At 33.5% G+C, this 26,349-nt stretch carries 24 protein-coding genes; 6 read left to right on the plus strand and 18 right to left on the minus strand.

Translation table 11 applies throughout. From position 1 onward, the window contains the following. Window positions 1-445 precede the first annotated feature (445 nt). Entirely contained in the window at window positions 446-1,696 is a 1,251-nt protein-coding gene (locus EQM13_RS17900) for a GNAT family N-acetyltransferase (RefSeq protein WP_161567309.1), read from the plus strand. Between the two features lie 418 nt (window positions 1,697-2,114). On the opposite strand, the gene istB (EQM13_RS17905) is transcribed toward EQM13_RS17900, so the two are convergent. From istB (EQM13_RS17905) to EQM13_RS17915, 4 genes are read right to left on the minus strand one after another with little or no spacing between them, the layout of a single operon-like run. Beyond that, window positions 2,115-2,810, minus strand: a complete 696-nt coding sequence (gene istB, locus EQM13_RS17905; protein ID WP_128753408.1) for an IS21-like element helper ATPase IstB — start codon at window positions 2,808-2,810, stop codon at window positions 2,115-2,117. 44 nt (window positions 2,811-2,854) lie between these two features. Continuing rightward, the gene (locus EQM13_RS18910; protein WP_255417531.1) at window positions 2,855-2,986 is read right to left on the minus strand and encodes a hypothetical protein; all 132 of its coding nucleotides are present in this window, start codon (window positions 2,984-2,986) and stop codon (window positions 2,855-2,857) included. Between the two features lie 5 nt (window positions 2,987-2,991). After that, the gene (locus tag EQM13_RS17910; RefSeq protein WP_128753409.1) at window positions 2,992-3,318 is read right to left on the minus strand and encodes a hypothetical protein; all 327 of its coding nucleotides are present in this window, start codon (window positions 3,316-3,318) and stop codon (window positions 2,992-2,994) included. 51 nt (window positions 3,319-3,369) lie between these two features. Then, the gene (locus EQM13_RS17915) at window positions 3,370-4,119 is read right to left on the minus strand and encodes a transposase (RefSeq protein ID WP_206172757.1); all 750 of its coding nucleotides are present in this window, start codon (window positions 4,117-4,119) and stop codon (window positions 3,370-3,372) included. A gap of 248 nt (window positions 4,120-4,367) precedes the next feature. On the opposite strand from EQM13_RS17915, the gene EQM13_RS17920 reads away from it, so the two are divergent. Beyond that, complete coding sequence (locus EQM13_RS17920) at window positions 4,368-5,414, plus strand: IS4 family transposase (protein WP_161567310.1); 1,047 nt, start codon at window positions 4,368-4,370, stop codon at window positions 5,412-5,414. Window positions 5,415-5,565: 151 nt separating this feature from the next. Here EQM13_RS17920 and EQM13_RS17925 read toward each other — a convergent pair whose 3' ends face one another. The 3 genes from EQM13_RS17925 to EQM13_RS17935 form a co-directional block, all read right to left on the minus strand. Then, complete coding sequence (locus tag EQM13_RS17925) at window positions 5,566-5,892, minus strand: integrase core domain-containing protein (protein WP_128753411.1); 327 nt, start codon at window positions 5,890-5,892, stop codon at window positions 5,566-5,568. Between the two features lie 25 nt (window positions 5,893-5,917). Continuing rightward, window positions 5,918-7,378 (minus strand): group II intron reverse transcriptase/maturase, encoded by a 1,461-nt coding sequence (gene ltrA, locus EQM13_RS17930; RefSeq protein WP_240662966.1) that lies wholly within the window; start codon window positions 7,376-7,378, stop codon window positions 5,918-5,920. Between the two features lie 610 nt (window positions 7,379-7,988). Further along, a complete protein-coding gene (locus EQM13_RS17935; protein WP_128753413.1) occupies window positions 7,989-8,864 on the minus strand; it encodes an IS3 family transposase in 876 nt (291 codons plus the stop codon). A 179-nt stretch (window positions 8,865-9,043) separates the two neighbouring features. On the opposite strand from EQM13_RS17935, the gene EQM13_RS17940 reads away from it, so the two are divergent. After that, entirely contained in the window at window positions 9,044-10,486 is a 1,443-nt protein-coding gene (locus tag EQM13_RS17940) for a DDE-type integrase/transposase/recombinase (RefSeq protein WP_128752526.1), read from the plus strand. A gap of 541 nt (window positions 10,487-11,027) precedes the next feature. Here the strand turns inward: EQM13_RS17940 and istB (EQM13_RS17950) are convergent. Beyond that, complete coding sequence (istB, locus tag EQM13_RS17950) at window positions 11,028-11,792, minus strand: IS21-like element helper ATPase IstB (protein WP_114217624.1); 765 nt, start codon at window positions 11,790-11,792, stop codon at window positions 11,028-11,030. A 1-nt stretch (window position 11,793) separates the two neighbouring features. Then, window positions 11,794-13,377, minus strand: coding sequence for an IS21 family transposase (gene istA / locus EQM13_RS17955; protein ID WP_128751667.1), 1,584 nt, complete (start codon window positions 13,375-13,377; stop codon window positions 11,794-11,796). 707 nt (window positions 13,378-14,084) lie between these two features. On the opposite strand from istA, the gene EQM13_RS17960 reads away from it, so the two are divergent. Continuing rightward, window positions 14,085-15,365, plus strand: coding sequence for an IS110 family RNA-guided transposase (locus tag EQM13_RS17960; RefSeq protein ID WP_206172758.1), 1,281 nt, complete (start codon window positions 14,085-14,087; stop codon window positions 15,363-15,365). A 198-nt stretch (window positions 15,366-15,563) separates the two neighbouring features. On the opposite strand, the gene EQM13_RS17965 is transcribed toward EQM13_RS17960, so the two are convergent. The 3 genes from EQM13_RS17965 to EQM13_RS17975 are packed head-to-tail and all read right to left on the minus strand — an operon-like array spanning window position 15,564 to window position 18,146. Further along, window positions 15,564-16,355, minus strand: a complete 792-nt coding sequence (locus EQM13_RS17965) for an ABC transporter permease (RefSeq protein WP_128753414.1) — start codon at window positions 16,353-16,355, stop codon at window positions 15,564-15,566. Window positions 16,356-16,370: 15 nt separating this feature from the next. Next, a complete protein-coding gene (locus tag EQM13_RS17970) occupies window positions 16,371-17,168 on the minus strand; it encodes an ABC transporter permease (protein WP_128753415.1) in 798 nt (265 codons plus the stop codon). Window positions 17,169-17,177: 9 nt separating this feature from the next. Continuing rightward, entirely contained in the window at window positions 17,178-18,146 is a 969-nt protein-coding gene (locus EQM13_RS17975; protein WP_128753416.1) for an ABC transporter ATP-binding protein, read from the minus strand. A gap of 677 nt (window positions 18,147-18,823) precedes the next feature. Between EQM13_RS17975 and EQM13_RS17980 the strand changes: the two genes are divergently transcribed. Beyond that, window positions 18,824-19,351: a helix-turn-helix domain-containing protein gene (locus EQM13_RS17980; protein WP_128753417.1), complete on the plus strand. Its 528-nt coding sequence runs from the start codon at window positions 18,824-18,826 to the stop codon at window positions 19,349-19,351. Further along, window positions 19,338-19,901: an IS630 family transposase gene (locus EQM13_RS17985; protein ID WP_255417532.1), complete on the plus strand. Its 564-nt coding sequence runs from the start codon at window positions 19,338-19,340 to the stop codon at window positions 19,899-19,901. Before EQM13_RS17980 ends, EQM13_RS17985 begins: the two co-directional genes overlap by 14 nt. Before the next feature lie 239 nt (window positions 19,902-20,140). Here EQM13_RS17985 and EQM13_RS17990 read toward each other — a convergent pair whose 3' ends face one another. The 6 genes from EQM13_RS17990 to EQM13_RS18015 form a co-directional block, all read right to left on the minus strand. Then, window positions 20,141-20,602: an ATP-binding cassette domain-containing protein gene (locus EQM13_RS17990; protein WP_128753419.1), complete on the minus strand. Its 462-nt coding sequence runs from the start codon at window positions 20,600-20,602 to the stop codon at window positions 20,141-20,143. 94 nt (window positions 20,603-20,696) lie between these two features. Then, complete coding sequence (locus EQM13_RS17995; protein WP_128753420.1) at window positions 20,697-22,442, minus strand: NADH-dependent [FeFe] hydrogenase, group A6; 1,746 nt, start codon at window positions 22,440-22,442, stop codon at window positions 20,697-20,699. A gap of 23 nt (window positions 22,443-22,465) precedes the next feature. After that, a complete protein-coding gene (locus EQM13_RS18000) occupies window positions 22,466-24,259 on the minus strand; it encodes an NADH-quinone oxidoreductase subunit NuoF (protein ID WP_128753421.1) in 1,794 nt (597 codons plus the stop codon). Window positions 24,260-24,302: 43 nt separating this feature from the next. Next, complete coding sequence (locus EQM13_RS18005; protein WP_071141317.1) at window positions 24,303-24,671, minus strand: (2Fe-2S) ferredoxin domain-containing protein; 369 nt, start codon at window positions 24,669-24,671, stop codon at window positions 24,303-24,305. A gap of 16 nt (window positions 24,672-24,687) precedes the next feature. After that, window positions 24,688-25,173 carry an NADH-quinone oxidoreductase subunit NuoE family protein gene (locus EQM13_RS18010; protein WP_071141316.1) on the minus strand — a complete coding sequence of 162 codons (486 nt, stop codon included), beginning with the start codon at window positions 25,171-25,173 and terminating at the stop codon, window positions 24,688-24,690. A 224-nt stretch (window positions 25,174-25,397) separates the two neighbouring features. Next, window positions 25,398-26,294: a PhzF family phenazine biosynthesis protein gene (locus EQM13_RS18015; RefSeq protein WP_071141315.1), complete on the minus strand. Its 897-nt coding sequence runs from the start codon at window positions 26,292-26,294 to the stop codon at window positions 25,398-25,400. Window positions 26,295-26,349: the final 55 nt, after the last annotated feature.

Here is a 26,349-nt window from a genome sequence, read left to right on the forward strand (position 1 = left end):
GATCTTTTTAATATATTGTAATAAATATATTGTAGCATTTATATTTTTTAAATTTAATATTTTTTTTATTATTTTTTAATTATTTAACATGACAAAATTAACTATTCTATTCTTGAAAAATATAAAATCTTCCAAGAATAGAAATTATTTTATAACGAACTAAATAGTTTAAAGTAAATAGTCTCTTTGTAACCCCAACATATCAATTAATACTTTTTATATTCTTATATATTAAGTCGAACCCATATCGTATCTCCTTAATTAAATTATTAGCTAAAACTTCATATATACAAATCTCAAAAACTCAATGTTATTTAAAAATAAAGCAACATAGAACCGATATTTTTGGTATAATCTAATTGAACTCATTCGCTGTAAAAGAATCTATCAGAACCCAAATAAATAAGGCATTTTATATTTTTAAATGAACACGGAGGAAATAACAATGAGAGAAATTCGTAAATTAAATGAAACACATATTGATGCATATACGGATATTGCTTTTAACGCATATCCCAGTTTTAAAGACTTTACGGAAGAAGCTATGAATAAATACAAAGAAACAGTAGCATACATCATGAACAATGACTCAGCAGTAACTTTTTACGGAATGTTCGAAGATGAAAAGTTAATTGCGGTAATGCGTTTATTTGATTTTAAAATGAATTGTTTCGGGAAAATAGTTCCTGCTTCCGGTCTCGGATTTTTAGGTGTTCACCTGATGCATAAAAAAGAAAAAGCAGCTAAGGCAATGGTCGAATTCTATGAAAAAACCTATAGAGATAAGGGAATCCCTATCGGAGCACTATTACCTTTCCGCCCGGATTTTTATAAAAAAATGGGATATGGAATAGGTTCAAAGATGAACCAATACAGGTTGCCGCCAAATAGGATGCCATTGTATTCTGGGAAAAACGATTTAAGATATGTAGCAAAGAATGAGTTTGACATGCTTCTTAAATGCCATGAAAGAGTAGTTGCTAAAACTCACGGAATGATGATGAAAATCGGCGATGAAATAAGAAATTTAACAAGTGACCCATATAATAGAATCGTGGGAAGTTATGATGAAAACGGAAATATTAATGGATATATTATATATAAATTTCAAAATGCCAAAGCTGGTAATTATACCGTAACTAATATATATGTAAAAGAATTGATTTATGAAAATACCGACGTACTCAGAAAATTTCTCGGTTTTCTGAGGAAGCAAGACGATGAAATCGATTTGATTATTTTTAATACAGAGGATGAATATTTTTATTATTTATTTGACAATCCTCTGAATGATTCTTTGAACTATATTCCTTATGGATATATTGAAAGTAATACACAGGCAGTTGGCGTAATGTATAAATTATTTGACATAAAGAAAGCATTTGAGCAATGTTCCCATAGAAATTACGGAAATTCAAATTTAAATGTGCGTTTTCTGATTTCGGATGAGTTAAGTAAAAATGTAAACGAAATTATAGTAAATTTCAAAGATGGCAAAGCACATACCAATGCTAAAAAATATGACGTTACAGCAAAAATCCGTACCTCAGACTTCTCATCATTATTCTTGGCGAGCGTATCAATCATGGGATTGTATAATTTGGGACTTATAAAGTTAGATAAAGAAGAATATTTAGACGAACTGGACAGGACATTCTACTACGCTCAAAAGCCGGTATGCTATACTGACTTTTAATAATAGTCTTAAACAATGCCCTTTCTCAGCGAATTTACATAAGGTCATAAGCTGTAAGATCTCGTATATATTAAATTAGAGAAGAGGTTGGACCGGTACGCCTCAAATTATAACTTAATCAAAAAAATATATATTTTTTAATTAAGCATAATATTTTTTTAAGCTAAATTTCCATACTTTCACTGCTATAAACAGCCATATAATAGTTAATGCAAATGTAAAAAATATTATTTCTTTATTAAACAGATATAATGCAGGAACATTATATATAGCTAAATGTTTTTTGCAAGAGGAAATTCCCCAGTTTTGCAAAATTTTTTCCTCACCCCATAGGTGGGGAATTTTTTGATCATTGCAGACATTTTTTAACTTTTTATTCTATTACTACTAATCCGAAATACTTGATTCTCTCATCCTGTTACTCTCCCCGGGAAAAAAGCAGCAGGTGACAGTGGTGTAAAACTCTATCCAGTATTGCGGCTGTCATATCTTTATCATAAAAAACATTTATCCATCTTGAAAATTCAATATTAGTGTTTATAATCAGTGTTCTTTGTTCGTAGAATTCGGATATAAGTTCAAACAACAGCTGGGCTCCTGTTATATCAAGTGGTACATACCCCCATTCATCACATATAATCAGTTCCGCTTTCATAATCTTTTTCATAAAACTGCTTAAGGTTCCTTCTTTCTTTGCTTCAGATAGCCTGTTAACTAATGCTGCCGTACGGTAAAAACGGGTCTCTATACCTTTTTTACAAGCTTCCATTCCTAATGCTATGGATAAATGGGTTTTCCCTGTACCTACATTTCCGTACATTATGATATTTGTTTTGGTTTCACAAAATTTTAACCCCTTTAAATACTCAGGTGTAACACTCGGAGGAAGACTTATTTCATCAAACTTGAATCCATTAAATGTTTTTATTGTATAAAATCCTGCCTTGCTTATTAGTTTATCTATTCTTGCTGTTTTTCTGTGTTCTATTTCTTCCTGCAGTAGTTTAAGTAAAAATTCCTGATGATTTTCCCCTTCTGTTATCTGCGCCTGCTCTGCCAAGTTTTGACTTAATCTGAGACATTTGCAGCATTCTCTGATTTCTTTATCTAACATATCCTTTTACCCCCTTTTTTAATGCTTTATCGTATTTTGACAGATCAGTCTTTGTAGGCTTCAGCCGGGGTATACTGCTTTCTGTTTTCATCGGCGGTAATTCCCTTTATTCCGCCGCATAAATATCTGTGTATGCTCATCAGGCTGTCTACATCTGTTGCATTGTAACATAACACCTGAGTTACTGCTTGTGATGCATTTTCAAAACCATTTTTTCAGTTAATATGGCTATTACGGATAGTATCTTCCATCTTTCGCTTTTTTTACATTTATCCAAGTACTTCTTCATATTTTCCGGCATAATGTTATAGATACCGCTGTATTTTAGTGCCCCAGGCCGTTTAGCAAGCTGCCTCAGATAGGGAAGCCACTTCATGCTTTGCTGTTTATGATCTCCGTATAATCTTTTGTGCCGAACAATTTCGTTTTGATTTTCATCCATAGGTATCAAGTTTGAAACAAAGAAGTAGAGGAAAACCAATAAAAAAGCGTATAACAAACAAGCCATTCACAATCCATGATTTTGCGGATGACAATAGAGGATATTTAGAAAGAAAGGTTATACAGTCACGACATCATCTGATATTGTGTAACCTCTTTTGCGAAGAAGTTCCAGAGCCTGTGCCTTTGTCAGAACTTTTGATTCATTGACGGGTCTGTGCTCCAGAAAACCTTTTGGATTATAAGGCTCTAGCTTGCTTAAGACATTCCAGATAGCGGTCAGGAGCATCTTGCATACAGCGATGATAGCCTTTTTATGTCCCCGGTGGGACTTGATTCTGTGATACCTCTCTTTAAATTCAGGATTTTTTTGGGATTTGAGTAATGCATTGGCAATCTGAACAAGAAGAGGTTTCAAATAACAACCGGCACGAGAGATTCGTGTGGATTTCACCTTTTTATTACTCTGGTCATTGCGTGGACAGCAGCCAGCCCAAGAAACAAGATGTTTGGATGATGGGAACACCGACATATCAGGACCAATCTCAGAGAGAATGGCAATAGCAGTCATCGGATTCTTGTCCAATCCCGGGACAGTATAAAGGAAATCCAAAGCAGCGGAGAACGGTTCTGCAATCAGAAATATCTCCTGCTCTATTTCCTGCTTGTGGGCTTCAAGTTCATCAATGTGTGTGAGACATTGACGGAGTTTGACAGCCTGCTCCGGGGAAATAGCGCCGTCAACGGCAGCCTGAATTTCTTCAATAGGAGTTTTACAGCGTCCATCGACAAAAGGGGCAACATCAAAGCGTTCACCCGGATGGTCGAGCAAGTAGTTGGTAATCGATCTGGAAGATTTGCCAAACACATCGCTGAAAACATCATCCAGTTTCAGATTGGAGACCGTAAGGCAGTTTTGGGCACGGTTTGAAGTGACCCCTTAGTGGTATACAATTTAGGCACGGGTAATTTATTAGATTTTTTTTATATATTTAATTGTTTTTGTTTATATAGTTTTGGGGGCATGCCCCATATGCACTAACTTAATGTTGAAAATAATAAAAAAATGTGCTATGATATATAAGGGGTGGTATCATGGAAAATATAGCACATTTGATGAGTGAATTGCCAAAAGATTATGAAGAAGAGTGCATAAAGCAGGGAGCAATTGTTAGAAGGCGCGGGGTGTCAAATCCGGCTGATTTAATGATGCTTGCAATGTTCCATTTGCAAAACGGATGTTCTCTTGTTGAAATGAGTGAAGTTGCAAGAATTACGAAACTTGGGAATATGAGTGATGTAGCATTCATGAAGCGTTTTGAAAAATGCGGGAATTGGTTTAAAAGTATAAATCAAAAGCTTGCATCAAGTTGCCTAATTGACTATCAAAAATCTGAATGGTTAGAAAGAAAAACCGTTATTGCCGTAGATGCTTCTGATGTGGCGGAAAAAGGACGTTCCGGAAGGATATATCGTCTTCACTTCGCACTTGATATATTTAAAATGATAAGCATAGAATACAAGATAACAACTGCAAAAGTTGGCGAAAGCATATGTAATTTTACTCTGCAACCAGGATATTTGGTTATTGCAGACAGAGCATATGCCAATATAAAAGGTATCGAACATTGCAACAAAAATAATGCGGAATATATTTTTCGGCTTCGTAAAAATAGCTTCACCGTTCGAAATGAAGAAGGCAAAAAAATTGACTTAGGAGCAATTTTTGCTAAGCTTACTTCGGGAGAATGTGCTGATTTGTCTGTGCTTGCTACAAACTTAGATGGTGATAAAATCCCTGTGAGAATCTGTGCAAAACGGAAAACACCCGAGGCTATAGAGCAAACAAAGAAGAAACTTCGTCGCAAGGAAAGTAAAAATCAATGCGTAATTTCAGAAGAAGCAAAGACCTTTAATGAATATATTGTAGTAGCTACAAATCTTAATGATACTATTTCTGCGGATGAAATCTTAGAAACTTATCGTTTGCGTTGGCAAGTGGAAATTTACTTTAAAAGATTAAAGTCAATTCTAAATTATGGCGAACTTCCTAAACGTAGACACGACAGCGTTATTGCATGGTTAAACGGAAAATTAATGATTGCCTTACTAATTGAAATTATAATATCAAAGGCAGCTTTTCCCCCTCAGGAGTATGCGTAACAGAAGTGTTTGGCGCGAAACGAAATTTCTGAACTTGTATATGACCACAAATTTTTGTAGTGTATCAACATTATTTTCGGAATTGCCGGATTTGTTTATAAATTTGTGTGTTGAGAAACGTGTAAAAACAAAAAAACTTCAATTATTTCAACTAAGTTAGTGCATATGGGGGCATGCCCCCAAATTTTTTTTGTGGTCTATAATTAATATAATAATCCATATACTCTTCTGTTATTTGTTCTACATCATTTAAATCTTTAATTTTATTTTTCATAAGATAGATACTTTCACATTTATAATGTCCAAAAAAACTTTCTGCCTTTGCATTATCCCAACAGTTGCCTCTTCTTGACATACTTTGTTTTACTTTTAATTCTTTTAACAAATCTACATATTCTTTATTTGTATAATCGACTAAAGGAAAGGGATTGCTCCCTTTTCCTCGTCTGAGAACCGTACATGAGAGTTTCCCACTCATACGGCTCAAGCAGTTTTTTACCTTTTCAGGCGGCAACAAGAGCGTGCAGTTTCAACTTCCTTTTGTAGAAGTATAATGAATCCAAGAAAGGATTCTTGGATAGTTGAAGCTTTGGATGGCGAACTATATGAATTGTTCTCAAATTAATAAGCTCATTCTCATCTGTCATGAATAACCAGTTTTTGTGTCCTTTATTATGCCAGTATTTATTCAAACGCCACCATGCATTTTTATTAGGATGACGGTGCTTTGCCCATCTTTGTAAGAGCAAATATAGGGTATTGTTGATGTAGGAGAAAGCCTTGCTGGATACTATATGTCTATGATAGTTCGTCCAACCTCGTATTACCTGATTCAGACGTCTGATTACTTCGACTTGAGTGCTGGCTTTGCTTTCTTTAAGGATAATTGTTGACAGTTTTCTCACGACTCGTTTGATGGCATCTTTTGAAGGTTTAACAATTAATTTGCCTTTGAATTTTCGAAATGTCCATCCGAGAAAATCAAAACCGTTATCAATATGAGTGATTGAAGTTTTTTCTTCAGATAGCTGAAGACCACGTACACTCATGAAATTACTCACTAACAGTTTTAATTCTTCTGCTGTCTCCTTAGAGTTTGCTGTGATGATAAAATCATCTGCATAACGCACAAGATTGACCTTTGTTTTAGCACGATAGTGGTTTTCTATTTTGCCTTTTCCATTACGGTGATATTTGTCCTGAATCAACTTCTCGAGTCCATCTAATGTCATATTGGCATAAAGGCTTGAAATTGCTCCGCCTTGTGGTGAACCTGATTCTGTTGGGAATAGGTTACCGCGATAAATGACACCAGATTTAAGGAATTGTTTCATAATTCTCTTATCCATTTGGATATTTGCCAGTAGCCAGTCATGGTTGATGTTATCAAAACAACCTTTGATGTCTCCCTCTAAAATCCATTGTGGAGAACATTGCCTTGCCAGAACACAGAAAATTTGTTCTCCGGCATCCTTTGCACTTCGACCTCTACGAAATCCGAAAGATACCGTATCAGCAGTCGTTTCTGCTATTGGTTCTAGTGCCAGGGCGTGTAATGTTTGCATTGCCCTATCATACATGGTTGGAATTCCCAGTGGTCTCTTTTTCCCATTTTTCTTCTCTATATAAACCCGTCTCAATGGTTTTGCACGGTAACGTTTATCACAGAGCTGCAATACTGCTTTCATTTTTGATGCGGAAGTCGACCACAGCTTTTTATCTACACCATGGGTGTTTTTACCTCTGTTTGTTGTCACTTTTCTCACAGCATAGGCTTTCGCTGTAAAAGAGTGGGTTAGTAAATACTGTAATCTTTTTGCTTTATTCATGTTACCGCTTGCTGTTGCCTTAGCAATACGTGATTGCAACCTATTAACATCTTTTTCAATCTTACACCAGTCAATGGTTTCCCATTGTCCGGCAAGTGTTTGTGTGTCTCTTAGACTCTCGGTTTTATCCGTCATTGAGTTTCTAAAATTCATAGATTTACTATCCTTTCCTGCCAAAAACTACCATGAGATAAGTCTGCACCCTTTCAGGTTGGGGCAAAGTTTGAACCTCTATCTGCTTTCATTACAAAATCAGCTTTCGCTTTTTATCTCTTTCTTCTGCCCTCTATGTCATTTCGCTCCTTGCGGTTAGATACCTCATTTTGGGGGACATATAGGGTTTACCAAGTTCCACCTAATATATAATTGTGAATGCCTTAGGAGCCACCTTTAAACCGGGAGCACACTTTCCATTCACATTGGCTAGTCAGTAGACCTTTGCATGGCTCCATACCTTTTGGTCAAAGCGTTTCAGCCTTTTCGCTTTCTCCAGCGTAACGATTCCTACAGTGATTTACTTTACGTTCTCCTTAGCATTCTTACTCTAGCAGTTGTTCCAGTTTAGGCTACCGGAATTTCCTCATTGTCTCGTGAGCTTTCTAACCCAGACGTTTCCATCCACGCTAGTCACGATAGAGTTACCCCGAATGGATGGGGTAGCATTATAGCAATATATTAAGCGACTTCTTGTCGCACATGCACACCTTGATCGCTATGAATAATGCTGCCATTAAGATCAACTTTTTTAGTTAATTTTTTTAATAGTATCTATGCTTAAATTTTTATCTTGACACTCACTTACAGTCCAAGCTACAGGCTCATTGTTGAATAGATCTATTATAGTACATAAATAGGTCATCTTTCTTTGTGTTGGAATATAGGTAATATCTGTTATAAACTTCTCGCCTGGTTTAGTAGAATTGAAATCCCTATTTAAAATATTTTCTTTAATTATGCTTTGTTCTTTAGGTTTCTTATATTTTTTTCTAACTATAGATTGTATGCTATTTTCCTTCATTATTCTCTGAATCTTTTTGTGATTAACAATGAAGTTATATTCATTATTAAGTGTCGATTTTATTGATCTATATCCGAATCTTTTATTTGATTTATTATATATATCTATAACTAATTTGTCAATTTTAGTATTTCCTTTTAGTGGCTTTTTCTTGTATTTATAATATGAGGCTCTACTAACACCAGCTATTTCACATAACAACCATATAGGATGTTCAAGTTCTATGTTCATTATTGCTTTATATTTTAATTCGCGGATTTTACTTTTTTTTTTAAGAAATGGCTTTAGTGATTCTAAACTTTCTAAGTAGGCTATCTTTGCTTCTAGAATTTGAATTTTAGCTTCATAGTGCTTTTCTCTAGGTGTTCTTGTATCTTTATATGCAATAGACTCTTTTGACCTTCCAGCAGCCTTATTAGGTTTGGTAACATCAGGTGGTAAGATTCCTTTTTTCTTTAATTGTCTTTCCCAATTATTAATATAATTTTTAGATGGAAGATTATATTTTTGTGCTATTGCTCTAACACCAAGAGGACTATTATAATAGTCATTGACAACCATTAACTTAAATTCATCAGTATACTTTCTATTTATTTTTTTCAATAGTATAACCCCCTTTAACTTAAGGGTAGTGTCAATAAGACACCCCTCTTTTTTTATTTAAAGCCTTATATTATCAAGGGTTACAGAGTTTTTATAAAATAAAAAACAATGACCCCCCATTTTCTGCTATAATTTGAGTTATCACGCACCAAATTTAAATAGAAAGGTTGGTCATTGTTATGTCTCAAATTATAACTTATTTACTACTATATAATCAATACTTACTTAATCGAATTTATGAATTAACTTTATTTATCGCAAAGCATATCCCTATTAAACAGTGGACTTTCGATGATTCTAAAAGTCCTTATTATCAGAAATTTAAAATTGATAAGCTCCCTATCATCAAAAAATTTATCAAACAAGATTATAAATTCCTACTTGAATACTATATCTGGAAATATGGTAAGCCTGTCAAGCCTGTTCAACGCCGTAATGGTAAAACCATTCCTGAGGATACTGTCTGCCCTCTCTGTGGTGCTCCTCATCAATACATTTACGATAATAATGGTGGTAAAGGCCAATTTCAATGTAAAGTCTGTGGTCAAACTTTTATTACAGGTAAACAAGCAACTTCTCCTTTGGTTCTTATTTGCCCTTATTGCGGACATGCTTTAGTTGCTAAAAAAGATCGTAAACACTTTATTGTGCATAAATGTGTCAATAAGAATTGTTCTTACTACAAGAACAATTTAAAGCTGCTTCCCAAAGACTCAGATCCTAGTGAGAAGTATAAATACAAGCTCCATTACATCTATCGTGAATTTACGCTGGATTTCTTTTCTATGGATTTACATCAGCTTCCTTCATGGGCTACTAGTTTTAAGTTTAGAAAGAACAATGCTCATATTATGGGACTTTGTCTTACTTACCATGTTAATCTTGGTTTATCTCTTCGTAAAACTGCTGAAGCTATGCGTGAAATCCATAATATTAATATCTCTCACACTATGGTTGCAAGCTATGCAAGAACTGCTGCTGTATTAATTAAGCCTTTTGTTGATACATTCGATTACAATCCTTCAAATAACTTAGCTGCTGACGAAACCTATATCAAAATTAAAGGACTCAAAGGTTATGTTTGGCTCATTATGGATACTGTTTCCCGCTCTATTCTTGGTTATCAAGTCTCTAAAAGTCGTGACGTCGGCCCTTGTATACTTACCATGAGAATGGCTTTTGATAAATTTAGAAAATTCCCAGGTAAAGCTTTAAAATTTATATCTGATGGTTACAGTGCTTATCCTTTAGCTGCTCAACAGTTTAAAATTGAAAAGGACTGGGACTTTAATGTTACTCAGGTCATTGGTTTGACTAATGATGATCCTGTAACTAAAGAGTATCGTCCCTTTAAACAAAAGATTGAACGCCTTAACCGTACTTTCAAAGCTTCTTATCGTGTTACCTGCGGTTATGGTACCGATGATGGTGCTTATTATGGTATAAACCTTTGGGTTGCTTACTATAACTTCCTGCGTCCTCATGAACTTTATAGTTGGAAACGTCCTTTAAATGAGGTTGATATGCTTAAGAATGCCGGCAATATGCCCGGTAAATGGCAGCTTCTTATCTTTTTAGGACAGCAAGTCATTCTTAATATGCAAGAAAATCCTGCATCTTGATTTCTATCTGTTCTTAGATTTCAGAGCCTGAGGTAACCCAGCCACCCTTTAGGGCTTGCCCTTGATAGTAGGACAAATACAATGCTACAATACTGTAAAGACGGCACGAAAAATTATCTGTTCTTGAGTTTCTTCGCCGTCGGTAAATATTGCGCAGCATTGTTTTGGCATACTGTCAAGGGTGGCGGTGACTGCCATGAAAATATATTTTTGCAATTTCCCAGGTTCTATTCAGCCTGATTTTTTTATTCTTGTTTTTCATAGGCTACTTTACACTATCAACTTAAGTATATAATAATGTCCCTATTATGTATACTTTTTGGGGGTCATACCAGTTCTTTTCGCCGGTCAGCATATTTGTGAGTTTGAAATGGTAACGTATCAGGTCACGCAGCTGGCGGATTTCAGGTGAAGGAATAAAACTTGGTTTGATCATGTTGTATTTGTCAACCGAAAATTAGGTCAAAAGACCATTTAATTTTAGGTCACTTTCTTGTAAATAAATGTGCCTCTAAAATTTGTGTACAAAGGCACAAATACTTTAAGCTGTTAAAGATTTAATAGATGCACCATTTTCTCTTAATGTTTCTCTTAGCCGATAAGAATCACCCTCCATGTCGACAAGAATTGCCTTGTAAGTAAGTCTATCTATCATCGCACTTGTAACTGTCGGATCACCGAAAACCTCAATCCAACGCTCAAATGAAAGGTTAGAAGTAATTATTGTTGATTTCCTTGCTGCCCTTAAAGAAAGATTATTAAACAGCAGATCTGTCCCTTCCCGGTCAAACGAGGTGTACCCAAGTTCATCTGCCACTACAAGGTCATATTTTTCAAATCTATTCTCAAAATATCTCAAGGTCTTAGCGCTATTGCTTTCCTTCAATGTAGTAACCAGTAGTGGAATTGTCGTGAACAGAACCTTATAACCTGCCATGCAAGCCTTTAATGCTAAAGCAATACTAACCATAGTTTTTCCGGTTCCCGGGTTACCGGTCATTATGATATTTTTGCCTTTTTCGATAAAATCAAGTGTTGCTAACTCAGGAAGTCTTTTCTGCATATCTACTGGGAGACAGTCAATTTCAATATCTTCAATATATTGCCTGTAAGGCAAATGTGCATTTCGAATACGACATTCAATGGAACGCTTATCCTTTTCTTCCATCTCATAAGTTAAAAGCTTATGAAGAAAATCCTCATAATCAGCCGCTTCAGATATTACTTCTTCATAGTGAGTTTTAATTCCTTTAAGTTTCAATATATTACAGTATTCTTTAATCTCTTCATTTAATTTAACCTTCATACTATACAGCCTCCTTGTTAAGCTTTCTTGATTGGAGTGCTGCAAGTTTATCATAAATCGATAATGTGCTCCTTGATTTTTCAGTTAGATGATCATTTAATGGAACAGTAACGCAAATTTCTTTTTCCTTTCTACTTTCACAAATCACCTTAACCTTATCAGCACTCATATCCATTGGTGACAGTTTTTCAAGTTCCCTTAAAGCTTCTGTCACAGCATGGATTCCTTTTTCATAAATAATTTCTAAAACTTGTAGAAATGTCTTGGCATCTTTGGTATAATACTGTTCATAGATATATTTGATCTGGGTGTCCGTTTGGAGCAGTGCTGTGCTTCCTTTGAGGGCACCTGGTTTTTTATGTAGAGTTCTAAGATAATGATGAATCTCAATTTTCCAGTCATGCAGTTTAAAACTGCGGTCATGTTTAGCTACAATGCTGTTATCGTAGTAGATAATTATCTTATCTGTAAACATCTTCACTTTTACCATTTTACCAACTAATGTATCCGGCACAGAATAATGATTTTGACTTACCGTTACGGTCGAATATTTGTCAACACGGTTTTCTGAATAAATACTGCTTTCAAACTTAGGTAAGTTAGGAAACAAGTGTTTTTGCTCTTCTTTAAAGATTTCCATCGGCACCAATCCGTTAGATGTTTCTTTATTATTAAGCTTCATACATTCTTCAAAAAGAAACTTGTTTGCTTCTGCAAGAGTGTCGAATTTGTCATTACCCGGCTCACTGAATACTTTTCTTCTAACATATTCTACACTTCTCTCAACGTGGCCCTTTTCATTGCCTTTTGCAATATTCGTGAACCTAAAGTTGAATCCATAGTATATTGATAATTCTGTCAATGCTTTTGTTGGCTCTTTTTCGAACAATCCAACAAATTTCTTAACTGCAACCCTCATATTATCATAGACCATTGTTCTAAAATTACCTTTGCAAAATGAGAAAAATTCTGCATGTGATTGTTGAAATGCTGGAGTATCTTGAGATTTAAAAAGCATTGAATATCTGATTCCGCTTTTAGCAGGAGTAAAAACTGCCATTTGATAAGCTTTATATCCTTCTCCCCCTATATCTAATTTTGCCGTACCCCAGTCAAATTCACATACATCTCCAAGAACATATTCTTGTCTTATGAAAGCTTCACGATGCCTATCCTCGATTGTTTTAACTAATCTTTTAACTGATGAATAACTAATATTAAAATTTTTCTTTAACAAGTATTCATGAATATCAATTTTTCTCATTTGCTGCTTTGACATACCGTTAGCACGCTTCCATTCATTAACCTTTAAGCATTCTTCAATTACTTCAATCATCTCAGATGTTACCTTGTTTGGCCCTCTGTTTTCAGAATTGTATTTTGGTTTTTCAACAATTGCTTGAATTAATTCTTTTGTATCTGTTTCAGGATTTTTTGCTAAAAGTTCTTGCTTTTGATTTTCATACTCATTTACATATTTATTTACAGTATCCTTGCTCATGTGAAGCTCACTGGCAATGCTTCGATTGCTCATACCGTCAATATGTTTAAGTATGATTTTTTGTTTTTGATTCAATTTTATCACTTCCTTCTCTTCCTCCTCCCAGTTTATACTGAAAGGATACCATATTTTCTTAAGAAAGTGACCTAATTTTCAATGAGCCAGCTGACCTATTTTTAGATTAGCATAAACATCTGCTATCTCTTCCGTCATTTTTTTCACCCCTTTTCCTATATAAATAACATAACTCCTCTCTTCTCATTTCTCATAGCATTTCTATAATTTTATATCAACTTCTAAGAAGAATGTTGAAGTTATATTCAACTAAATTAAAATCATTTCTTAACTTTCCTATACATAAAATACCATATTCTTATTCTCTGACTTATCCTTTGAATCTCGTTACCTAAATCACTCAATTAATTACCTCCTTGTATAATGATGATATAGTCATCAAGACTACTCATCTTTTGTTTACATCTTTTCATATCCGATAATAGAAGAAGGAGCTCTTCCTTCATCAGATATTATCTAACTTATTTAACATGTCTGACGGTTCCTGATAGACTCCGGACTGATCATATTGTATAATCCTTAAGGATAGGACAAATAATGTTTTCCTCCTTGGGATGTCGGTTTTTACTGGCCTATACCCGTGATTTAGTCAATTAGTCCATTCAATGAGGTTTTATGATTCGGCTGGTTGGGAGCCTCAGGCTATACCCGTATAACCCGCAAGGTTGTGTACTCATTAGATGGAAATGGATTCCTATCGGAAAGGAGCTATTTTTATGTCAAACATTTTATTTCAAAATTTATTTATTTCGGTTGGTATTGATGTCGGTGCAGATTTTAGCTTTATGTCTATTGCGCTTCCTAACCGAACCTTTGTAGGCAAACCCTTTAAAATCCTACATTCTGATTTAATTTCTCTTTCTATGGCTGTTTCTAAAATCAAAGAAGCAGAAGAGATGTATTCTTTGGAAAGTCACATTTTCCTTGAATCCACAGGAATTTATCATTTCCCGCTCTTCTGCTATCTTCGTGATAAGGGATTTTTGGTATCCATCATTAATCCTATCATCACTAAGAATAGCACAAATATTAATATTAGAAAAGTCCATAATGATAAATTTGATTCAAAAAAAGCTGCTTTAATTGGTTTAAACCCTGATTTAAAAGTTTCTCTTATTCCATCGGATCTTGTTCTTGATTTAAGAAATCTTTCAAGAGAGTACTATGATCTGATGGATAACCGTTCTGCTTATGTTAACAAGCTTCAAGGTGAACTACGAATGGTATTTCCCCAGTTTTTAAAGATTTTCTCTAAAATTACTGTAAATACAGCTTTAACCTTATTGGAAAAATACACATCTCCAAATAAATTTCTCAGTGCTTCTAAAGATGAAATTGTTGCTTCTATACGCTCTACTGCACGCTTCGGTATTACTTACTCTGAAAAAAAGTATAATGCAATTATTAAAGCTGCAAATGAGGCAAAGGTTTTTGGTTGTTCTGTAAACAGTAATTTTAAACGTATTCTTCTATACATCCGCTTTATCAGGCAGTATGATGCGGAAATCCAGGCTATACTTTCTGATATGCATGAATTAGTAAATTGCAGCGAAGATACTGACGTTGTAACGCAAATACATCTTATTGAATCCTTTAAAGGTGCCGGTTTCCTTTCAGCAGTAAGTTTAATGTGTGAAATTGGAGATTTCTCAGCATTTCAATCTCCAAAGCAACTATTTGCTTACTTTGGCCTAGACCCTGCTGTAAAACAATCAGGTAACTTTGAGGGCACTAAAATATCCATGTCTAAACGTGGTTCTCGCATTGCCAGAATGGTCCTTCATACAATGGCCCTAATCAGTATTAGCAGAAACAAAGATGGCTCAGCCAAGAATCCGGTATTGCGTGATTACTATTTAAAAAAATGCCAATCAAAGCCTAAAATGGTTGCTCTCGGTGCTGTTATGCACAAGGTCTGTAACATTGTATTTGCAATACTTCGTGATGAAAAAAATTTGAAATCATCACACCAGAGGAACACCAGAAGAATTACTTAAAAGCGAGATGTGACATCGCTTTATAGTACAATTTCATATCTAAATTTTCGTTTTTTGATTACCTTTCAAAAGGCTTATTAAGATTACTCTTTTTTAGCCAAAAGGTAAATCAAATATTTTAAAATTTCTTATTGACAATTCTTAGCTGGACTACTTAATCAATATTTCCACCTTATTAAATAAATGTATATGATTCTCCTATTGATAAATACTCGCAAGAGATTTCTGCCAAAAGTAGGTGCTTGCTGTTATTAAAACAATAGCAAGTATCATTGCAATCCCTGTGTAACCTAAATTGAATCCATTCCATAAAATACTAACAGGATAATTGTAAATTACCAAAACAGGAATTACTAATACTAAAATATGTCTTAACCATGAATTATATATTCCCCCTGGATTTTTACCCAAATCCATAATGGACCAGAACATTTGAATTAAACCATTAACTCTAATAAATCTTAAAGACATCGTTACAATGAAAAAGAATATAGAATAAATTATTAATATGGAAGGAACTAATTGAAAAATAAACCATAATAAATTAACAATAGGTATCGAATAATTTATAGTAACAAATATAATTAAAATTATTCCCCACACCGAGCTAAAAAGAATTCCAAAATTCATATATCTCATAGATACATAAAATATGTTATTAATTGGTTTTAAAAGTATAAAATCTATATCATAGTTTCGTACACTATTAGGAATTCGAATTAAGCTAAAAAAGAATAGCCCTCCAAAAATAGAATCTACAATCCAAATTATACCTTGTAATAACAAAATTTGTGTTTTATTCCATCCACCAATGCTTGGTGTAAACTTCATTAGAATTAAAATATTTATAAGCGAGATAATGCTATTTACAAACATTAAAGCTATTTGAGTTATAAAATGTACCCTAAATTGCATATCTTTTATAAAATTAATCTTAGTGAATAATTTAAAAATACTAATATATCTTTTAAGAATATTAATATATTTCATTTGTTATCACTCCACTTACATATTGTATCCTGAGTATTTCTTTCTTCCTTTTTTCCACAAAAAAATAGTAAATATTCCTAATATTAATACCCAAAATACCTGCAATAATAAACCCTTTCTAATTTCCATTGGATACAAATTGTTTAATAAAATTTCAATAGGAAAATATAAAGTTAATTGAAATGGCAATAAACTTACTATCATAAAAAATGTATCTGGAAGAAAACTCAATGGAAATACTGCTCCACTAAGTAGTAATGCTATATTTCTATAAAAATCTAATATTGCTGTATTTTCTTCAAACCAAAAATTTATTATTCCTAATATAAATCCAATAATAAATTGAATAGTAATTGCCATAATAAATGCTAATATAAATAACCATAGATTTCTTGAATTAACTTCCACCTTTAATTTACTTATTATAAAAAATAATATTATAGGTATTAATCTTAGTAAAGAGAAACTAACTTTTTTTGAAAAAAAAGATAAAAACTTAATTTTAACAAAAGAAATAGGCTTCAATAATTGACTGTTCAATTTACCATTTTGAATATCATCTCCCAATTCAACTGATAAAGAACGGCTTTCAGTCATTTGCTGAACAAAATAAACTAAAATAAAATAGCTAACAATATTATTATAATCATAATCACCAATTGAATATCCATTTCTATATAAAAATATTGATTTCCATAAAAAGATATTAATTAATAGTGGTACAATTCCAAATATAATTTGACTTATTATGTTAACTCTATACATCCATTCTTCTTTCCAACTTGCGGAAATTATTGCTTTTACAACTCTCATTATCCACCCCTAATTTAATAGCATATTAGATAGTATATCTTCCAACTTATCTTCTTCAATGGTAATTTGTGTCACACTTTCTTGACTTCCCAGTATAGTTTTTACCTCTTTAAGATTCTCCTGAGGAACTTCCAATATTGTTTTAAACTTATCTTGTTTTTTAATAAATTTCAAAATAGTATCAAAATTAGTACTTTCTTTATGATTTACTATAATTGTTTTCTTTTTCAATGCATACAGTCTTTTAAAATTCTCTAAACTTCCGTCATATATTAGTTTTCCATTATTTAACAATAAAATTTTCGAGCATAATTTCTCAATATCAACAAGGTTATGACTTGTAACTATCATTGTGCTATTATGTTCATTATTATATTGAATTAAAAATTTTCTAATATTATCTTGTGCTATAAAATCAAGACCTATAGTGGGTTCATCTAATAAAATTAATTCTGGTTTATGAAGCAAAACTGATATAATTTCAAGTTTCATTCGTTCTCCTAATGAAACTTTTCTTAATTGTGTTTTAAGAAGATGATCAACTCTCATTAACTGACACAATTCATCTAACTCCTCTTTAAACCATTCATCGTCAATTTCATAAATTTCTTTTTCGATTTTTAGTGCATCAATAGCTGATAAATCTAGAGAAAGTTGTCCTCTTTGACCCATAATAAAACCGATGTTTTTTAGAAAATCGTTTTCCTTGTTCCATGGATTAGTATTTAAAACTTTTATTTCTCCTTTTGTAGGATATATTAATCCAGCTAAACATTTAAGTAATGTTGTTTTCCCTGCACCATTGAGCCCTATTAATCCTATCACCTCCCCCTCTTCGATGCTAAAAGATATATCATCTAATGCTAAAATATTTCTATATTCTCTTTTAAATAAACTCTTTAGTGAGTTCTTTATACCTATATCTTTTTGAAGTGTTTTAAAACATTTTGTAAGAGAATTTACTTCTATTGCCCGCATATATACCACCCCAAATATAGTTTCTATATTAAAATCATTAACTTATCACATACTAATATTCATATCATTCATATAATATCCAATACTAAAAATTACTTGCTTTATATATTTACTTTAAAACCAATTCCTCGATATGCTTCTTAGATCACAATTAGATAATTATCCTTACTAAACAGCAATTCTTACTTTTTATAGTTTAATTGTTCCAAAATGCTAAGCCAACAAATTTCATAGTACTATTTCAAATATAGAATAAAAGATTATATTTCGTATTTTATTAATTATGTATGGTATCACTTAAGTACATAAATATCAATCCTAGTTTAGTGACAAATAGTAAATTTTTTAATATTTCCTTGGCTTTGTAGGCACCTTGAGCACAATAATACCCATTATATCTTTGTTTTTCTCTATTTTCCATGCATTTTTAACAATACCTAAAAATGGTAAGATCCCGGTAGCTATTGCTACAGACTGGTTATCAAAAAATTTTTTCTATCAAATTTTTACTATTTATAGTTATGTTTTGTTGAGAAATATTATAGCCTATGTTCAGACGGTAATATGCTTTTATAATTTAATGATATATATAGATAAACAACTTGAATGTTAAAATTTACTTGTATATTTATGTCTACCTCATCTGATACAATTAATATCAGAAAGGGGAATGTAATATGGCAAGAAAATGTGTTGAGGTCAAAACTTTACATGGATATACAATTGAAAATCTTAATGAGATTGAAAAAAAACTTAAGAGTGACTACTCAAAATCATTAATGAGGGCAGTTATCATGAGACATCAAGGCATTCATACATCTGTTGTCGCAAAAACAATTGGCAAATCTGTACCGTCAGTTACTATATATATTAATAGATGGAATGAATCAGGTATAAATGCCGTTGCCGATCTTCGTGGTGGCAGTGTAAGTACTTTTACCAACGAAATGCTCAATGACCTAAAAGATACTGTTGTTAACAAAAATCCAAGAGAATTAGGGTTTACCGCAGCCACATGGAATACCCATATGCTCAAAGAATATATTGCTGAAAAATATGGCTTAGAGTATTCTTCCGAATGGATACGACAATTGCTTATTAGATTAGGCTTTTCCTATAAAAGAGGATTATATCAACCAACAAAGGTAGACCCTGAACTACAGGCACTGTTTAAAAAAAATAGCCGACCTCTTGGATATTGTTGAGAATACAGAGGATATCTGCCTTTTCGCTATGGACGAAACAGGCATACGGCTTGAATCTAAAAATCACTATTCTTGGAGTCCTAAGGGAAAACCTACGATAATTGAACAAAACGGCTGTAAAAAAGGACTCAACATTATAGGGGCAACTGAAATCTCTAAAGATTTCAGCATGTTTACTAAAGCTTATTCCTCTGTAAACAGTATTACTGCCCAAGAAATTGTATATTTTCTTCAAGGCCTTATTGAGGCATATCCAAATAAAACTTTAATGGTAATTTTGGATAACGCTCGCACCCATACTGCACAAATTGTACAAGATTTTGCTGCTTTGCATGAAGACAAACTGCATCTTATTTTTCAGCCGCCATATTCTCCCCAATTAAACCCGCAGGAGAACATATGGAAGTGGTTCAAAGATGAGTGTGCCCAAAGTAATACGTACAAGAATGAAAAGGAATTACAGCGCCGAACCGATGAATTCTTTAGTCACGCCAACTCGCATCCCCAAGAAGTAAAGAGCCATGCGTGGGCAAGGTCTTTTTACAAATAATATTTTTAGTTTTTAAGTTGTTTATCTATAGTTATTAAATACTGTACAAAATATGATAAATGGTGATATAAAAATCCTTAATTTTATCAAGATTGTTGATGTTAACATAAAGACTATTGTACTGACATGATGATGCTTAATTAAATAAGAGTATCTTTTTTGCTGTTAAATGGCACAATAAAAAAGCAAAAGAAATGGCGGTGATATCTATGGCAAGACCTAAAATACACAGAATTAATTTAACAGATAGTAAACAGTTTCTCAACATCAAGCATTTCAGATAATTCCTTTAACATCTCATTATAAGAAACTTCTTCTATTTGATAAATTGCTTTTTCGACCTTATACGATTCAATAGCCGGTAGGTCCCACCATAGTTGACTCTTTTGCCCTGCTGCCATGCCGATTTGTTTCAAAAATTCCTTTTTCTTATCCCAAGGATTATAATCCAAAACATTAACCTCTCCTCCAGTTGGATATATTAGGCCGGATAGTATCTTTAAGAGAGTGGTCTTTCCTGCTCCGTTTAATCCTACTATGCCAATTAATTCAGCATCGTCAATCTGAAAGCTTATGTTTTTTATAGCTTCGACTTCTTTGTATTGTGGTTTTATAAGATTTTTAATTGATTCTTTAAAACCTTCCCTTTTAATATTGACTTTATAAGTCTTTCTCAGATCTTTCACCTTTATAATACTCATAATTCATCCCCTTTTTCATGTTAATAGACAAAAAAGTATCGCAAGCTAATTTAAATAGTTTTGCGATACTTTCTATTTCCTTAATCTTTATATCTTATTCGGTATATTTAGGCCTTTTTACATAATGGGTATGGAGAATTTCATGAGCTTTATGGCTATTTGGTTTTTCAAAGAATTCATCATAGATCATCTTAATCATTGGATTTTCATGAGATTTTCTTATAGTTTTCGACTCATCTTCTTCATATAATGCATTAGCTCTCTTGCCTAAAACATCTTCTTCCGTTTTTGTCTTATCACTTACGAAAGGCTGACCTCCTCCGTTAATACATCCTCCTGGACAACCCATTATCTCAATAAAATGATATTCCTTTTCTCCTGATTTTACTTTTTCCAATAATTTATTGGCACATCCCGTACTATTTGCTACAGCAATCTTAATATTTTTATCTCCAAGAGTAATTTCGGCTTCCTTTATTCCTTCCAAGCCTCTTACTTCATTAAATTTTATCTTTTCTAATGGTTTATTTGTTACTACTTCAGATACAGTTCTTAATGCCGCTTCCATTACTCCTCCTGTAACTCCAAATATTACCGATGCCCCTGTAGATTCCCCGAATACTTCATCAAAATCTTCATCAGGTAGCTTATTAAAATCAATACTTGCCTGTTTAATCATCTTTGCCAGTTCTCTTGTTGTAATAACAGCATCTACATCTGGAAATCCTGATTCTCTCAGCTCTTCTCTTTTTGCTTCAAATTTCTTTGCCGTACAAGGCATCACAGATACGACAAATATATCCTTAGGATCTAAGCCGTGTTTTTGTGCAAAATATGTCTTCATTACTGCTCCCAACATCTCATGAGGTGATTTGCATGTAGACAAATTTTCCAACATATCCGGGTGGAAATGTTCGCAGTACTTAATCCATCCAGGAGAACATGAAGTCACCATGGGAAGCTTTCCTCCGTTTTGTATCCTATCTAAGAGTTCAAAACCCTCTTCCATTATGGTTAAATCAGCACCGAAATCCGTATCAAACACCTTATCAAAACCCATTCTTCTTAAAGCTGCTGCCATCTTTCCTGTTACCCTTGTGCCTATAGGGAGCCCAAACTCTTCTCCCAAAGCTGCCCTAACTGCCGGTGCAGTCTGAACAATTACATATTTTGATGGATCCTCTATTGCATCCCATACATAATCAATGGATTCTTTTTCCTTCAATGCTCCTACAGGACAATTAATTATACACTGTCCGCAATTAATACAATCAACTTCTCCCAGGCCTTTATCAAAGATAGGTCCTACTGTTGTTTTAAATCCTCTATTTCTAAATCCTATAGCACTAACTCCCTGAACTTTACTGCAAACACTTATACACCTTCCGCAAAGAATACATTTGGAAGGGTCCCTTACAATAGATGGAGAACTGGTATCTACAGGTTTTACTGTTTTTTCACCTATAAATTCTATATTTCTTATACCAATTTCATCAGACAGCCTTTGTAATTCACAATTTCCGCTTCTTTCACAGGAAGTACATTCTCTATTATGATTTGATAAAAGAAGTTCCAAATTTACCTTTCTTGCCTCTCTAACTCTCTTTGTATTTGTCTTAATTACCATACCCTCTGCAACAGGCAAAACACAAGATGCCTTTAAATTCTTTTGCCTTTCAACTTCTACAAGACATAGTCTGCATGATCCCACTTGGTTGATTCCTTCCAGATAACAAAGGGTAGGAACATATACTCCAGCCTCTCTACAGGCTTTTAAAACTGTATAATTTTCTGGTATTTTATAATTTTTACCATCTATAGTAACATTTATCATTTCCATTTTTATTTGCACCTCTTTTCTACTTATTTTTTGATAATAGCGTTAAATGGACATCTTTCAATACAAGCACCACATTTAATGCATTTTTCCTTATCAATATGATGAGGTTTGGCCTTTGCGCCCGAAATAGCACTTGCAGGACAATTTCTGGCACATAGTCCACATCCCTTACATTTTTCTTCAACTATAACAAAGCTCAATAACTTTCTGCAATTTCCTGCAGGACAAGTTTTTTCAAATATATGACTTTCATATTCATTCCTAAAATATTTTAAAGTGGAAATAATCGGATTTGATGCCGTTTGCCCTAATCCGCATAAAGCAGAATCGGTAATTACCGTTGAAAGTTCTTCCAACTTTTCAATATCACCAGATTCTCCCTTCCCTGACGTTATTCTGTCAAGTATTTCTGACATCCTTTTAGTTCCTATTCTGCAGGGGGTACATTTTCCGCAGGATTCTTCAACAGTAAAATCCAAGAAAAATTTAGCAATATCAACCATACAATTATCTTCATCCATTACTATCATTCCGCCAGAACCCATTATAGATCCTAATCTTGATAGGGATTCAAAATCTACCGGTGTATCCAAATATTCCTTAGGTATACAGCCTCCAGAAGGACCGCCCGTTTGAACCGCTTTAAATTCCTTTCCATTAGGAATTCCTCCACCTATATCAAATATTATCTCCCTTAAAGTTGTTCCCATAGGTATCTCAACGAGCCCTGTATTAACAATTTTTCCTCCTAAAGCAAATACCTTTGTGCCAGGAGATTTTTCCGTTCCAATACTCCTGAACCATTCTGGGCCTTTCTGAAATATAATAGGAATATTAGCAAAAGTTTCAACATTATTTAAAACTGTTGGTTGTTGCCATAATCCCTTATGAGCAGTTCTTGGGGGCTTATTTCTCGGCATTCCTCTTCTTCCTTCAATGGATTCCATTAAAGCGCTGGCTTCTCCGCAAACAAATGCTCCCGCTCCCAGTCTTAATTCAATGTCAAAGCTAAAATCTGTCCCAAAGATGTTTTTCCCGAGAACTCCATACTCTTTTGCTTGATCAATAGCGGTTTGAAGTCTCTGAACTGCTATAGGGTATTCTGCCCTTACATAAATAAACCCTTGATCCGATCCCACAGCATATCCTGCCAATGCCATAGCTTCCAATACCGAATGAGGATCTCCTTCAAGAATGCTTCTATCCATAAATGCTCCCGGATCTCCTTCATCAGCATTACATACTATATATTTTTTATCTGATTTATACTTATAAGCTTCTTCCCATTTGCGGCCTGTAGGAAATCCGGCCCCACCTCTTCCTCTTAAGCCTGAATCCTTTACGACCTGAATTACTTCCAATGGAGTCATTTCCGTAACCGCTTTAGCAAGAGCCTGATATCCGTTATAAGCAATATATTCCTCAATATTCTCTGGATCTATTACTCCGCAGTTTCTTAAAGCTACCCTCGTTTGTTTTTTATAAAAATTAACGTCATTAACTGACTTAATATTATTTTCTTCCTGAACTTCTTTATACAACAGTCTTTTTACCGGTCTGCCCTTAAAAAAATGTTCTTCAACAATTTCATCAACATCGCTTACTTTTACATGATTGTAAAATATTCCTTCCGGATATACCACCATATTAGGTCCTGACTCACAAAGACCAAAACAACCGGTTTTTATAACCTTAATTTCCTTATCTAACTCTTTTTCTTTAATTTTTTCTTCCATTCTTTCTATAATCTTATCCGAATTAGATGAATGACACCCTGTACCTCCACAAACTAACACATGAGCTCTATATAAATTCATGTCCTTTCTTTCCTCCTTTTCAATAAGCTATTCCATAGAATATTTATTTTTGATAAGCACCTATAGTATACTCATTTACAACGTTTCCATTGACTATATGCTCCAATACAACTCTTCTAGCCTTAGTTGCAGTCATATCAACATAAGTTACCTTTTCCTTCCCCGGTTCATATACTTCTACTATAGGCTCTAATCTGCAAAGCCCTATACATCCCGTTTGACTAACTGTAACATGTTCCAATTTTCTTTTATTTACTTCTTCCAATAAGGCTGTAAGGACCGGCCTTGCTCCAGCTGAAATTCCACAGGTTGCCATTCCAACAACAACTCTTATACCTTGACTTTCTTTCCTCAAATTCATTTTTCCCAAGGCATCTTCTCTAATCTTGTTTAATTCTTCAATAGTCTTCATCTAATCTACCTCCACATTATCTATACTTATTAATTATACCTTCAACATCATTTGGAGTTAGTTTTCCATAAACTTCTCCATTAATGGTCATTACAGGCGCTAACCCACACGCGCCTAAACATCTTGTTGCCTGGAGAGAAAATTTTCTGTCTTCAGTGGTCTGCCCAACGTCTATATGAAGAATTCCTTTTACCTTGTCCAAAATGTTCTGAGACCCTTTTACATAACAGGCAGTACCCAAACAAACCCCAATTTTATTTTCTCCTTTGGGTATTAACGAAAATTGAGAATAAAATGTAGCTACTCCATATACTTCAGATAGTGGCACATTTAGTTTTTCAGAAATCATATTCTGAATTTCAATGGGAAGATAATCAAAAAGACCTTCTGCTTTTTGAAGAGCAGGCATTACGGCTCCTTTAGTATCTTTAAGTTTCTCCAAAAATGCAGAAAATTCTTCTACTTTCTCCTTGTTAGCTTCCCAATCAAATTTAAATCCCATTTTATGTCCTCCCTTGTTATTTTTTTAACTTTATTGATCATACACCATCGTTTATTCATATGATGGAATTATTATACTTTTAAATGTCCTCAAAAAAATTATAATGAAAATTATAATATAGTATCCATATATAATAGCCAATTATTATTTTAACAGATTTATTTGTTTTTGTATATATAAGTTTGTTAAGATTCTGTCTAAATTAGAAGACAAAAAAATAAATTTTACATGCAAAATATTCCTTCTAATACTATCCTTGCTCTCCCTCCGACTTTTACTATATAACCTTCATCAGTTTCATCAATTGTACAATTTATATAGCTTGGTCTGTTCAATATTTCTCCTTGATAGGAAATCATTTCATTTCCCTTCAAATATCCGTTTTTCTTTAAAAAGTAAATAAGAGCGCCGTTAGAAGTTCCTGTTGCAGCTTCTTCATCTATTCCCACATAGGGAGCAAAATTTCTCGTATATACTATTTCTAAATCTTTATCTGGAAGAAAAAAAGCATGTACTCCCGTAATTTTTAATTTTCGGGACAAATCAGATAATCTTTTCATATCTACATCCAAATTATCTAATATGTCTTTTCTTTTAATTGGAAGCATGATATCCGGAAGACCTGTAGATATTATTTCCGGACTCACAAACTTATCTTCTATTCCGATATCGTCTTCTGTAATATTTAAAGCATCTATTAATTCTTCTATATCTGTGATCGTTCCTATAGTTGTCGGCATTGACTGGGTCATCATAACTCTTTCTACTTTTCCTTGATTATAATATATTTCTACAGGTAAAATTCCCGCTTTGGTTTTTTGAAATATCCTCAATTTGCCATTTGTAATAGGCCTTATATATCCTTTTTCTGCAAGGGTAAAAAAAGAACCAATCGTAGCATGTCCACACAAATCAACTTCACATAAAGGAGTAAAAAACCTGACTTCAAAATTATTTTCGTCTATTGGAATTATGAAAGCAGTTTCTGAAAGATTCATTTCTCTTGCAATTTTTTCCATGTTCTCTTCTGTTAAATCTTTTGCATCCGGGACAACACCTGCTGGATTACCGCCAAAAGTATCTTTTGTAAAGGCATCTACCTGATATATGTTTATTTCCATTTAGATCTCTCCTCAATATAATATTTATGTATCCAGCAAAATGTTTCACGTGAAA

The organism is Acidilutibacter cellobiosedens (genome assembly GCF_004103715.1).
Lineage (GTDB): Bacteria > Bacillota > Clostridia > Tissierellales > Acidilutibacteraceae > Acidilutibacter > Acidilutibacter cellobiosedens.

Bases quoted from the DNA above. Each gene is read 5' to 3' on its own strand.
- EQM13_RS17900 (WP_161567309.1), top strand. From the start codon at position 446: ATGAGAGAAATTCGTAAATTAAATGAAACACATATTGATGCATATACG.
- istB (WP_128753408.1), bottom strand. From the start codon at position 2,810: ATGTTAGATAAAGAAATCAGAGAATGCTGCAAATGTCTCAGATTAAGT.
- EQM13_RS17910 (WP_128753409.1), bottom strand. From the start codon at position 3,318: ATGGCTTGTTTGTTATACGCTTTTTTATTGGTTTTCCTCTACTTCTTT.
- EQM13_RS17920 (WP_161567310.1), top strand. From the start codon at position 4,368: ATGAGTGAATTGCCAAAAGATTATGAAGAAGAGTGCATAAAGCAGGGA.
- EQM13_RS17925 (WP_128753411.1), bottom strand. From the start codon at position 5,892: ATGAGTGGGAAACTCTCATGTACGGTTCTCAGACGAGGAAAAGGGAGC.
- ltrA (WP_240662966.1), bottom strand. From the start codon at position 7,378: ATGACGGATAAAACCGAGAGTCTAAGAGACACACAAACACTTGCCGGA.
- EQM13_RS17940 (WP_128752526.1), top strand. From the start codon at position 9,044: ATGTCTCAAATTATAACTTATTTACTACTATATAATCAATACTTACTT.
- istB (WP_114217624.1), bottom strand. From the start codon at position 11,792: ATGAAGGTTAAATTAAATGAAGAGATTAAAGAATACTGTAATATATTG.
- EQM13_RS17960 (WP_206172758.1), top strand. From the start codon at position 14,085: ATGTCAAACATTTTATTTCAAAATTTATTTATTTCGGTTGGTATTGAT.
- EQM13_RS17965 (WP_128753414.1), bottom strand. From the start codon at position 16,355: ATGAAATATATTAATATTCTTAAAAGATATATTAGTATTTTTAAATTA.
- EQM13_RS17970 (WP_128753415.1), bottom strand. From the start codon at position 17,168: ATGAGAGTTGTAAAAGCAATAATTTCCGCAAGTTGGAAAGAAGAATGG.
- EQM13_RS17975 (WP_128753416.1), bottom strand. From the start codon at position 18,146: ATGCGGGCAATAGAAGTAAATTCTCTTACAAAATGTTTTAAAACACTT.
- EQM13_RS17980 (WP_128753417.1), top strand. From the start codon at position 18,824: ATGGCAAGAAAATGTGTTGAGGTCAAAACTTTACATGGATATACAATT.
- EQM13_RS17990 (WP_128753419.1), bottom strand. From the start codon at position 20,602: ATGAGTATTATAAAGGTGAAAGATCTGAGAAAGACTTATAAAGTCAAT.
- EQM13_RS17995 (WP_128753420.1), bottom strand. From the start codon at position 22,442: ATGGAAATGATAAATGTTACTATAGATGGTAAAAATTATAAAATACCA.
- EQM13_RS18000 (WP_128753421.1), bottom strand. From the start codon at position 24,259: ATGAATTTATATAGAGCTCATGTGTTAGTTTGTGGAGGTACAGGGTGT.
- EQM13_RS18005 (WP_071141317.1), bottom strand. From the start codon at position 24,671: ATGAAGACTATTGAAGAATTAAACAAGATTAGAGAAGATGCCTTGGGA.
- EQM13_RS18010 (WP_071141316.1), bottom strand. From the start codon at position 25,173: ATGGGATTTAAATTTGATTGGGAAGCTAACAAGGAGAAAGTAGAAGAA.
- EQM13_RS18015 (WP_071141315.1), bottom strand. From the start codon at position 26,294: ATGGAAATAAACATATATCAGGTAGATGCCTTTACAAAAGATACTTTT.